This window comes from Flavobacterium sp., assembly GCF_043760115.1.
Classification (GTDB): Bacteria; Bacteroidota; Bacteroidia; order Flavobacteriales; family Flavobacteriaceae; genus Flavobacterium.
The window spans coordinates 1-12,142 of record NZ_JAYUPK010000165.1; the positions used below are offsets into that span (position 1 = coordinate 1).

9 protein-coding genes are annotated in these 12,142 nt (G+C 27.8%); 3 read left to right on the plus strand and 6 right to left on the minus strand.

Translation table 11 applies throughout. The features are described 5' to 3' along the window. Positions 1-204: 204 nt before the first annotated feature. The gene (locus ACH2BC_RS13965; RefSeq protein ID WP_395054684.1) at positions 205-417 is read right to left on the minus strand and encodes a hypothetical protein; all 213 of its coding nucleotides are present in this window, start codon (positions 415-417) and stop codon (positions 205-207) included. Between the two features lie 108 nt (positions 418-525). Beyond that, positions 526-2,115, minus strand: coding sequence for a peptide chain release factor 3 (locus tag ACH2BC_RS13970; protein WP_395054700.1), 1,590 nt, complete (start codon positions 2,113-2,115; stop codon positions 526-528). 238 nt (positions 2,116-2,353) lie between these two features. Here ACH2BC_RS13970 and ACH2BC_RS13975 point away from each other — a divergent pair, with 238 nt between their 5' ends. The 3 genes from ACH2BC_RS13975 (at position 2,354) to ACH2BC_RS13985 (ending at position 6,891) form a co-directional block, all read left to right on the plus strand. Further along, positions 2,354-4,312 (plus strand): peptidylprolyl isomerase, encoded by a 1,959-nt coding sequence (locus tag ACH2BC_RS13975; RefSeq protein WP_395054686.1) that lies wholly within the window; start codon positions 2,354-2,356, stop codon positions 4,310-4,312. 9 nt (positions 4,313-4,321) lie between these two features. Further along, positions 4,322-5,728: a peptidylprolyl isomerase gene (locus ACH2BC_RS13980; RefSeq protein WP_395054688.1), complete on the plus strand. Its 1,407-nt coding sequence runs from the start codon at positions 4,322-4,324 to the stop codon at positions 5,726-5,728. 209 nt (positions 5,729-5,937) lie between these two features. Beyond that, positions 5,938-6,891 carry an AAA family ATPase gene (locus ACH2BC_RS13985; RefSeq protein WP_395054690.1) on the plus strand — a complete coding sequence of 318 codons (954 nt, stop codon included), beginning with the start codon at positions 5,938-5,940 and terminating at the stop codon, positions 6,889-6,891. A gap of 56 nt (positions 6,892-6,947) precedes the next feature. Here the strand turns inward: ACH2BC_RS13985 and xrtN are convergent, their stop codons facing one another. From xrtN to ACH2BC_RS14005, 4 genes are all read right to left on the minus strand, one after another. After that, positions 6,948-8,180 carry an exosortase N gene (gene xrtN, locus ACH2BC_RS13990; RefSeq protein ID WP_395054692.1) on the minus strand — a complete coding sequence of 411 codons (1,233 nt, stop codon included), beginning with the start codon at positions 8,178-8,180 and terminating at the stop codon, positions 6,948-6,950. Then, positions 8,180-10,681, minus strand: a complete 2,502-nt coding sequence (locus ACH2BC_RS13995) for an XrtN system VIT domain-containing protein (protein WP_395054694.1) — start codon at positions 10,679-10,681, stop codon at positions 8,180-8,182. The genes xrtN and ACH2BC_RS13995 overlap by 1 nt, the downstream gene beginning before the upstream one ends. A 206-nt stretch (positions 10,682-10,887) precedes the next feature. Next, positions 10,888-11,397: an LptE family protein gene (locus tag ACH2BC_RS14000; RefSeq protein WP_395054696.1), complete on the minus strand. Its 510-nt coding sequence runs from the start codon at positions 11,395-11,397 to the stop codon at positions 10,888-10,890. Positions 11,398-11,483: 86 nt separating this feature from the next. Then, positions 11,484-12,142 (minus strand): helix-turn-helix domain-containing protein (locus tag ACH2BC_RS14005; protein WP_395054698.1); only part of this gene is annotated, 659 nt, incomplete at its 5' end.

Below are 12,142 nucleotides of genomic sequence, written 5' to 3' on the forward strand. Positions count from 1 at the left end.
CCAAGCAAGCGATACACAAACACTACGAGTGATAAAAAGATAGTTGTAACAACTTTAATAATGATAAAACCTCCTCAAGTAATTGAGGAGGTTTTTTTATAAACCAAAAACTATTTTTGACCACATTACCATTTTAATTATTAAGCAAAAAAAAACAATTGTATATTTAATACAATTGTTATAACAAATTAAAAATTAAATAAATTAATTTTTTAAAAATATTTTATACTTTTTAAAACTATAGACAGCAAAAATAATTCCTACAATTCCTAAATATAAAAGTTTTCCATTTATAGGTGTTGGAGCAGGATCATTTCCTTCTAAACCACCACCTTCATCATCGTCACCTTGTGCAAAAACAATAAAGTTAGATAACAAAATAAATGTAAAAATTCCAATTTTAACGATATTCTTCATAATGCAATTAATTTCAGTTTGTAAATATAGTTTCATTTTTTAAATAATTTATATAATTGGGTATAAATTAAGTTGTTGTAGATTTAATTTTACAATGATTTAAAAATGTTAATCAAATTCTGACGTAAAAAATAATTTAACACTTGGATATTTACTTTGTGTCATTTGAATTGTAAAATCTGAATCGGCTAAAAATACTAATTGTTTGTATTTATCGTGAGCTAAAAACTTTTGCTTAACTCTTTTAAATTCTCTAAACTCTTCACTTTTTGCATCGTCTGGTTTAACCCAACAAGCTTTGTGAACAGGAAAATTTTCATAAGTACATTTTGCACCATATTCATGTTCAAGTCTGTATTGAATAACTTCATATTGAAGTGCTCCAACAGTTCCAATAATTTTTCTATTATTCATTTCAAGTGTAAATAATTGCGCTACACCTTCATCCATTAATTGATCTACACCTTTGTCCAATTGTTTAGCTTTCATTGGATCAGCATTATTGATGTATCTAAAATGTTCTGGAGAAAAACTTGGAATTCCTTTAAAACTCATAATTTCTCCTTCCGTTAAAGTATCTCCAATTTTAAAATTTCCTGTGTCGTGAAGTCCAACAATATCTCCAGGATAAGAAATATCTACAATCTCTTTCTTCTCAGCAAAGAAAGCATTTGGACTAGAAAATTTTAAACTTTTATTTAATCTAACATGTAAATAAGGTTTATTTCTTTCAAATGTTCCTGATACAATTTTAATAAATGCCAATCTATCTCTATGTTTAGGATCCATATTGGCGTGAATTTTAAAAACAAATCCAGATAATTTTTCTTCTTCAGGATTAATTAATCTTGTGTCAGATTCTTTAGCTTTTGGCGAAGGAGCGATTTCTATAAAACAATCAAGTAATTCTCTAACTCCAAAATTATTTAATGCAGATCCAAAAAACACTGGTTGTAAATTTCCATCAAGATATTCTTGTCTATCAAATTTTGGATATACTTCATCAATTAATTCTAATTCTTCACGAAGTTTTTCAGCAGGTTTGTCTCCAATTAATTTTTCTAATTCAGGACTTTCAATATCTGATATTGCAATAGTATCTTCAATATTCTTTCTACTATCACCACTAAATAAATTAATATTTTTCTCCCAAATATTATAAATTCCTTGAAAATCATATCCCATTCCAATAGGAAAACTCAATGGTGTAACATGTAAACCAAGTTTTTTCTCTACTTCATCCATCAAGTCAAAAGCATCTTTTCCTTCTCTATCTAACTTATTGATAAAAACGATAATCGGAATTTTTCGCATTCTACATACCGAAACTAATTTTTCTGTTTGTTCCTCTACACCTTTGGCAACATCAATTACAACAATAACACTATCAACAGCAGTTAAGGTTCTAAAAGTATCTTCTGCAAAATCTTTGTGTCCTGGTGTATCAAGAATATTAATTTTCTTGTCCTTATATATAAATGCTAAAACCGAAGTTGATACAGAAATTCCTCTTTGGCGTTCAATTTCCATAAAGTCACTCGTAGCACCTTTCTTAATTTTGTTGTTTTTAACAGCTCCAGCTTCTTGAATTGCACCACCAAAAAGTAATAACTTTTCAGTCAAAGTGGTTTTTCCAGCATCTGGATGTGATATAATTCCGAATGTTCTTCTACGTTGTATTTCTTTTAAAAAACTCATAATTTCTATAATGGATTGCAAAAATACTATTTATTAACCAAATAACTAATTCATACCAATTTTTCAACGGCATATATTCACTATTTGTGTTAATAAATTTTTGTTAATAGTAAACCTTATACTTGTATAATACTATTGAATTGTTACTTTTGTTGATTGTAAAAAACAGATAGCCATAATTATCAATCTTACAACCAATTAATTTTATTTTAACTATTAAAAATAATTTTTATACTATATGAAGCAAGTATTTTTAGGATTTTTGTTAACCTTTAGTTTTTTTGCAAGTGCTCAAAAAAACGCTAAAGAAATTTTATTTACTGTAGATAGCAAACCCTATTATACAGATGAATTTACTAGAGTTTACAATAAAAATCTAGATTTAGTTAAAGACGAATCTCAAAAAGATTTGAATCAATATCTTGAGTTATTTGTTGGTTACAAGTTAAAAGTTACTAAAGCCAATAAATTAAATTTACAAGACAATCCACAATACCAAACAGAGTTAAAAAGTTATCGTACGCAACTTTCTAAAAATTATACAACAGATTCTAAAGTTACAAAAGAACTTGTAAATGAAGGTTATGAAAGATCTAAAAAAGAAATTAATGCGTCGCATATTTTAATTTTAGCCGATGAAAATGCATCACCTCAAGATACTTTAACTGCTTATAACAAAGTAGAAGCCATTAGAAAAAGACTTTTAAATGGTGAAGATTTTGACAAACTTGCTCAAGAACTTTCAGAAGATCCATCTGCCAAAGAAAACAAAGGAAATCTTGGATATTTTAGTAGTTTTAGAATGGTTTATGCTTTTGAATCTGCTGCGTATAAAACTCAAGTAGGCAAAATTTCTAACCCAATAAGAACAAAATTTGGATATCATTTAATAAAAGTTAACGATATTAGAAACAATAGAGGCGAAATTGCTGTTGCTCATATAATGGTAGTAAACCCAAAAGATGGCGAAGATAAAGAAGTTGCAAAAACTAAAATTGAAGACATTTATAAAAAATTGCAGCAAGGCGAAAACTTTGAAGAATTAGCCAAGCAATTTTCTGATGATAAATCATCTGCATCTAAAGGTGGAGTTTTAAATAGATTTGGATCTGGACAATTAAGTTCTAACGAATTTGAAGATGGAGCTTTTGCTTTAACTAAAGAAAATCCGGTTTCTAGTCCGTTTCAATCAAAGTTTGGTTGGCATATAGTAAAATTAATTGATAAATTTCCAATAAAAACATTAGAAGAATCTAAGGTAGAACTTGAAAACAAAGTAAGTAAAGACGATCGTTCAAGATTAATTACCAATTCGTTAACTACTAAATTGCGAAAAAAATATGCAATAAAAAGAGACAATAAAGTGTATGGTAATGCAGTAAAAGCAGTTACAAATGATTTTTATGAGGGTAAATGGGAAGTGCCAACCGATTTAAAAAATACAAATTCTAAATTATTTTCTATCCAGAAAAAAGACATTACTGGAACCGATTTTTTAAACTACATAAAATTGCAACAAAAATCTGGCGAAGCAACTAAACCAGTAGATAAATTGGTAGATAAATTGTATATAAAATTTGTAGACGAACAATTAAATCAATATTATACAGATAATTTAGAAAACGATTTTCCAGAATTTGCATCAGTTATGGAAGAATATCGTGACGGATTATTACTTTTCGATTTAATGGAAAAAGAAATTTGGCAACGTTCTAAAACAGATACTTTGGGTTTAAAATCATTTTATGAAACTCAAAAAAGCAAACACGTTTGGAAAACTAGAGCAAAAGCAGTTATAATTTCTTCCACTAAAATGGATGTTGTTAAATCAGCGTTAGATATGTTAAAGAAAAATGCAACATCGCAAGAAATTAAAGACAAACTTAATACCAAAGAAGTTGTAAATGTTATGACATCTGAAAATACTTATGAAGAAGGCGCAGATGCTTTACCAGCAAATACTAAAATGGAAGTAGGAATATCAGACATTACTAAAAAAGGCGACTATTACTTTGTAACTAAAATTGAAACAATTATTCCTGCTGCAAATAAAACTTTTGATGAATGTAAAGGAAAAATAATTAACGATTACCAGCAATATTTAGAGCAAAACTGGGTTAATGAATTAAAGAAAGAGTTTACTGTAAAAGTAAATCAAGATGTTTTTGAAAGAGTAAAAAACCAAATTAAGAAATAAATTACACTAATGAATATTCAATTCAATATTAAAAATACAATTTTAGCATTAGTATTACTTTTTGTAAGTTTTGCAAATTCGCAAGAAATTATAAAAGAGCAAGAAGTAAAAAAAGATTCTGTAAAACCATTTAAAAGACAAAAAATTGACGGAATTATTGCCACAGTTGGCGATTATAGCGTTCTAGATTCAGATATTGACAAAGCTTTTTTAGAAATTACAAGTCAAGGAAATTCAGTAAAAGACATTACGCGTTGTCAAATGGTAAGTACACTTTTAAAAGATAAATTGTTTGCACACCAAGCCATTCAAGATTCGGTAATCGTTAAAGATGAAGAAGTTAAAGAAAAAATGGAGCAACAATTGAGTTATATGATTGGAGAACTTGGCGATATTAAAAAAGTAGTTCAATACTTTAAGAAAAATACCGAAGACGAATTAAAAACCGAGTTGTTTGAAATTCTAAAAATGCAAAAATTAGCCAATGATATGCAGCAAAAAATTGTTGGCGAAATTCAAATAACACCAGAAGAAACTAGAAATTTCTTTAAAAAAATACCAGAAAACGAACGACCAACATTTGGAGCAGAACTAGAAGTGGCACAAATTGTAATAACACCCAAAATTTCAGCAGAAGAAAAGCAAAAAGTTATAGATAAATTAAAACAAATTCGTCAAGAAGTTCTTGATGGTGCAAGTTTTAAAACCAGAGCTGTAATTTACACCGACGATAGAGGATCAGCATCTACAGGTGGTTTTTACAAAATAAACAAACGAACTGGCTTTGTAAAAGAGTTTAAAGACGTTGCATTTTCTCTTCAAGAAGGCGAAATTTCAGAACCATTTGAAACCGAATTTGGCTATCATATTATATTAGTCGAAAAAATTCTAGGTCAAGATTTAGAATTGCGTCACATACTTTTAATGCCAAAAGTATCAGAACAATCGTTAAAAGATGCCAAAGAAAAAATTGAATTAATTAAAAAAAGAATTCAAGATAAAGAAATCACTTTCGAAGAAGCAGCCAAAACAATGTCAGACGAAAAAGAGACTAGAAACAATGGCGGAACGCTTATAAATCCAAAAACGCAAGACACACATTTCGAGTTAACCAAGATGGATCCAGAGTTTTATAGCCAAGTTTCTAACCTTAAAAATGGCGAAATATCATCTGTAATTCTTAACGATGACCCAAAAGAAGGTAAAAAATTCAAAATAATTACTGTAACCAATCGCATCGACGAGCACGTTGCTGATTACAGCAAAGATTTTATCAAAATTAAAGAAATTGCACTAAAAGAAAAGCAAATCAAGGCCATTACAAAATGGACCGACGAAAAAATTAAAGAAACCTACATCAAGATAAACGGAGAATACAAAAACTGCGATTATAGTGATAATTGGTTAAAAAAATAAAATCATTACGAATTTTGAAGTAATCAGAAGCGAATCAGTAGTTTTTATTTACAAACCATTTTCCTGCTTTCCGTTTCAAGTTGCGATAAAATCGCAAGCTTTTCACTTCAATCAGGGCTAAAAGACAAAGTGTATCGCATTTTTAGTTTCGAATAAAAACACTACATTCGTTAAAAACAAAATATCTAATATCTGAAATCTAATATAAAATGTCAGACGTAACAGCAATAAAAAATCTAGTTCAAAAAAGATTAGAATTAAAAAAAGAAATCTCAAAAATAATCGTTGGTCAAGACGATGTAGTAGATCAAATACTTTTAAGCATATTTTCTGGCGGACACGCACTACTAGTTGGTGTGCCAGGATTGGCTAAAACCTTAATGGTAAATACAATATCGCAAGCGTTAGGATTAAATTTTAAGCGAATTCAATTCACACCAGATTTAATGCCATCAGACATTTTAGGAAGCGAAATTCTAGATGAAAACCGTCACTTTAAATTTATAAAAGGACCAATATTTTCAAATATAATTCTTGCCGACGAGATTAATAGAACGCCACCAAAAACCCAAGCAGCTTTACTAGAAGCAATGCAAGAACGATCAGTAACAATTGCAGGTGAAAACTATAAATTAGATTTACCTTACTTTGTACTAGCAACCCAAAACCCAATTGAGCAAGAAGGAACATATCCACTTCCAGAAGCACAATTAGACCGTTTTATGTTTGCCATCAAACTAGATTATCCTTCATTTCAAGAAGAAGTTTTAGTAGTAAAAACAACTACTTCCAATATAAAACAAACAATAAATCCGTTATTTACAGCACAAGAAATAATAGATTTTCAAGACCTAATTCGTCGTGTACCAGTTGCAGATAACGTAATAGAATATGCAGTAACATTGGTTTCTAAAACACGACCAAACAATCCACTTTCTAACGAATATGTAAAAAATTATTTAGATTGGGGTGCAGGACCAAGAGCATCACAAAATTTAATTCTTGCAGCCAAAGCCAATGCAGCTTTTAACGGAAAATTCTCTCCAGATATAGAAGATGTAAAAGCAGTAGCAACAGGAATTCTGCGTCACAGAATTATTAAAAATTACAAAGCCGATGCCGAAGGAATTACAGAAGAAATGATTATTGAAAAACTAATGTAAATAAGCATAAACTATATCTCAAAAAGCCCAACAAAATTTTAATTTGTTGGGCTTTTTTAAACTTTAACAATTTCATTAATCAATCTAATTGGTTTGTTATAAATCAGTTTCATCAACATTACTTCAATAAAAGAAGTGTATTTTTTATTACCACATTCATACCACCAATAAGAATAAAATTTAGCATTGTTTTTCTCCATAATATTAAACCAAACTTTTTCGTTATTTACCATAATTTCTTTAGATTCAATTATTTTATAACCATCGCCAGTCCAGCAAATCAATGGTTTGTGTGATGGCGTTTTAATGTAAATTAATTTATTTTTAGTTTCAATTTTAAATACTTCATCGTTTATCCATTTTCCGTCTTTAATAGTATACTTCAAGCTTTGATTGTCTAATACATCAAAGTTGATTTCGTTTTTCATTTCTATTGTAGTTATAAAAACAATACAGAAACTAATAACAATTGGTAAAAAATTTGTTTTGTTATTTGCATTTTGCACTTCTAAAATCTTAGGTTTAAAATACCGAATTATAACCAACATCGGAATAACTTGATAAACTGTAAAACATAAAATTCCAATAGTATGATGAAGTACATTTTCTTTAGTACATTGCATCAATACCAACAGTAAAATTCTAAAATAATTAGAAATAACATTCAACAAAATAATAAAAAAGCAAAACAATAGTATTTGAAATATTCCAAAATATTTTTGTTGTTTTTTCTCTTCCAAAGTCAATAATAACGCACCAGTTAACAATCCAGTTTTAAACATAGACAAACCCATGCAAGCTGTGTCTATTGTTATTTTTGCTCCTTTAATATAAAAATTTACACCTTCAATTTTGTCAATTGTTATAAAATTCTTTAAGGATAAAAATACAGTATAGCACAATGTTTGTTTAATTTCGGTAGTTAAATGCTCAAAAAATTTATTGAAAATAGTAGAGAACATTAGAATACAAATAAATGCTATAAACGAAAATTTTCTCGTAAAACTATAGTAAATCAAACATACAAAAAGTGCAAGTGATAAAAAATGTAGTGATTTAGTATGCAATCTGTAACTTACAAATTCAAATAATACTAATAAGAAAATTAAGAGATAACTAATTTTAAAATTTGTTTTTCTACCACCAATTATAAATAATATTACAGAGAATAATATCCCAAAAAAGTCACTATCAAGACCAAAAACAACTGTATTATAGTTCATAGCAACAAGTAAAATTAATGCTATTGAAATGATAATTATTCTGTTTTGGGATAGAAAGTTCTTCATTATGCAACCTGCTTTTTATGGTTTTTATAATAAAACAACAGCAAACTCATAGCCACAATTATTAAAATCCATTCATAAGGTTCAGGAACAGAACCATCATTGTTTATAGATGCATTTCCTAGTGTATCAACATTTTTTTCTATTCCATTATCATCATAATCTTTATCGGTTTCTAAAACAATTAATGATGAAATAGGAGTAACAATATTGGCTTGTTTTGCTAAATCAACATAAGGATTATTTGCCAAACTATCTTCTTGAATTTTTATTTGTTCTTCTAATACTTTTCCAAAAGCATACATTCTAAAGATATGATTCGTACCATTATTTTTAGAAGTTTCTGTTTTTAAATTCTCTTTTATACAAATATTTGCAGGCTCAATATTTACTGAATTATCATCTTTTTTAAAGGAAATATATTTATTTTTAGAAATTAAATCTATGCAATCTTTTAAATTTGTCGAAATAAATTCGGCATATTTCTGTTCTTTAATTGTTTGCCAAAAAGGATTTATATTTTCAGATATATTAATAACTTTTATCTGCTTTTGTTTAGCATTTAATTTAATCTTTTTTAAATAATTAGAGGTTTCAAGTTCTTCAAAATTAGCAGAAAATGTGCCGCATTTTGTAACAACTAAACTGTTTTCTTCTAGTTTATAAAGTGGCAATAATGAGTAATGTAAACTTTCAAATCTATCTAAAATAGTTTCGTAATTGCTTAAATTTATTGCTAGTTTTTCATTGTTTAAAAAGGCGAAACTCTTTTTTGATGTAGACGTAATTATAGTTTTCACTTCGTTTAATGTCCAATTACTATCTAAATCTAAAACAATCTCATTTGGTGTAAACGGAATAATTTTTTTTTCTATTGGTTTTACTTCATATACTTTATCTTTCCATACAAAAGAATTCAAATTAAATTCTTTTTTTAATGGAATAGTTGCATTCCAATCGGCTAATCCTGTTGATTCATTTACATAAAAACCATTTTTTAAATTAAAATCTTTATCAGTTGTAAACTTAGAATCGCCAACCATTTGAATTCTAGAAATAGTTATTGCATTAGAAATATTTGGACCTTTTATATTCAAACTTTGGTATTTCATTTCATTACCATCAACTTGTAACGGAGTTGTAAAACCACATTTAAAAGTTCGTGGTAGTTTATAAGTTATCGGAAAAATTCTAACTACAACTTTGTTGCCTTCTTTCCATTGCATTAATGATGGATCTCTACTTTCAACAGCAACTATTTGTTTGTAAGCTGCTTGTGCTTTTTCTTTTGTTGTTAAAACTCCTTTTCGTTCTATTCCATCAACCCAAAGCGAAAGCGAAGTTGCAACTGAACCTTCTGGCAATTGAAAAGAATATATAGCTTCTTTTTGTCCCCAAGATTCATTTTCGCAAGCAATATCCATTGTAATTTCAGTATATGCCAATCTATTATCTGCATAAATTTTCACATCTTCTTTTATGTTTTTAGTAAATAAATCAGAACCACTCCACAATTGTTCTTCGGTTTCTAAACGTTTATCAAAATTTGATTTTAAAATATTTATTCTATCATCTGCACTTAAATTCAAATTCTTAGTAAATAAATAAGCAACATTTATAAACGGATTGTGCGTTTTTCTTTCGTTATATTGCTTGCTTCCAAACGATTCAAATCCTCTAAATCTAAAAAAATCATCTGTAGCGATGTATACAATATCTTTCTTTAGAAGAATTTCATTAAAAAATGAAGGTTTTAAATTTTGTGAAACAGTAATATAAGTTGGTAAATCGACATTGTTTTTTTCAAATGATTTAGTAACATCATTTTTACTTAAATTTTCACTTTCAATGTTCAATTTTAATGTAAAAAGAAATAAACTTAGTAAAACAATTGTAATTCCTACTGAAAAATAAATTGAATTTTTTCTATCTTTAAAAAGTAAATTTGATAATGTAATTGTATGAACAATAAGCACAACCATTGGAGCCAAACCATAAAATCCCATACCTAAAGCAATTATTCCAATAAAAGATATTGGAGCAAATGGTATTAAATAAATGGCATAGTAAAGAATTAGTAAAAACGAAAATCCATTTACTAAATAAGAAATAGGAGTGATGAAATTACTTTTATACTTACTGTAAATAAAAAAATTAGTGAAACAAAACAGAAAAGTAATTCCATAAACCCAAAGTGGTAAATTTTCGAAAATGTTGATGAAAATATTGGTGCAAAAGCATCCAATAAACCAATTTAAAAATAAAAATGGAATTAAATGTAAATATTTTTCTCTGTTTTTTAATAAATTATAAGTTATATCAACTCCATAAATAAACTCTATAATTAAGCTAAACATACACAACGAACTCATAGATTCATTGTTAAATTGAATTCCTAATAAAGAAATTATAAGCATTAATGTACTAAAAATGGTAACTCCAATACTAACTTTTACACTTGTTTTTTGGATGTAGTTTTTAAATAATTCCAGATTGTTTTTCATTTTAAATTTATTAAATTAAAAGTACTTTGAAATGCAAAGTTAAATTAAAATTTGAATTACAATTATTTTTTTGAGTTATTTTTTGAAATTTTTTTATTTTTAATATATAGTCTACTATCTTCCAACTTCCAACTTCCAACTTCCAACTTCCAACTTCCATCTTCCATCTTCCAACTTCCATCTTCCATCTTCCATCTTCAACCTCATTACCATTTCGCCAATGATTCGTTAAAAATATCTTGTGTAATTCTTGTAAAAATTTCGTCTAATGCAACAGACAATTTTGAACCAACCAATTGATCTGTTCCTGTGTAATCATAATAAAATGAAAAACGTTTTTCAAAATTATCTACTTCTTTATTTTTATTAACAAATCTTACATTTACTCCAACAGTAAGCCGAGTTTGCGCTGCTTTTTGATCGGCAGTTGCACTCATTGGCGAAAAATTATAATCTACAATTTCACCATCATAAAATAATTCGCCTTCGGTATTTGTTAAATTTAAGTTGGTTTGATTTTGAATAATATCTTGTAATGCAAGTGTAAATGTTCGCTCAATTCCAGGTTCGATTAAGTTGGCATTATTTTGAAAATAATTTACTTGAAACGTTTTTGCATCAATTTTTCCTGCGCCAGTAAAACCATATTTTACACTGCAACCATTTATAATTAAAATAGTTGAAAGTAATAAAATGTATTTTATATATTTATTCATTTAGGTTATTATCAATTTTAATAGTCAATTAAGAAGTCAAAGATATATTTTTTTAGTTCAATAATTGTTAATGATTTTGTAAGTATTTACAAATCGTATTGTTTTATTTTTCTATATAATGTACGTTCAGAAATTCCTAATTCATCAGCAGCAGCTTTTCGTTTGCCTTTATTTTTGCCTAGCGATTTTTTAATTAATTCTATTTCTTTAGCTTCTAAACTTAGCATTTCTTCTTCTTCAACTGTTTCTGCAAATAGGTAATCATTAGTATCATCTTCATCGTCAAATTCTTCTTGTTCCTCATCTGACGATTGATTATTTATAGAATTATTTCGCGGTTCTTCTTCAAATTCGGTTGGTGTATCTTCTTTTTGACCATAAATTTTCTGAATTAAATTAGTATTGATTTCTTGTACTTTGGCAGAACCATTTTTCATTAATTCTAATGTCAATTTCTTTAAATCGTTCAAGTCACTTTTCATATCGAACAATACTTTGTATAAAATATCACGTTCTGTAGAAAAATCGCTTTCGCTTTTCTTGTCTTTAATTACACTGGGCAAATGGCTTCCATCTTGAGGCAGATAGGACATCAAAGTTTGCAAATTAATTTCACGTTTGGTTTCTAAAACTGAAATTTGTTCGGCCGCATTTCTCAATTGACGAATGTTTCCGCTCCAACGATATTTTAGTAAATATGGAATTGCTTCGTCTTCAAGTTTTAAAGCTGGCATTTTGTATTTGT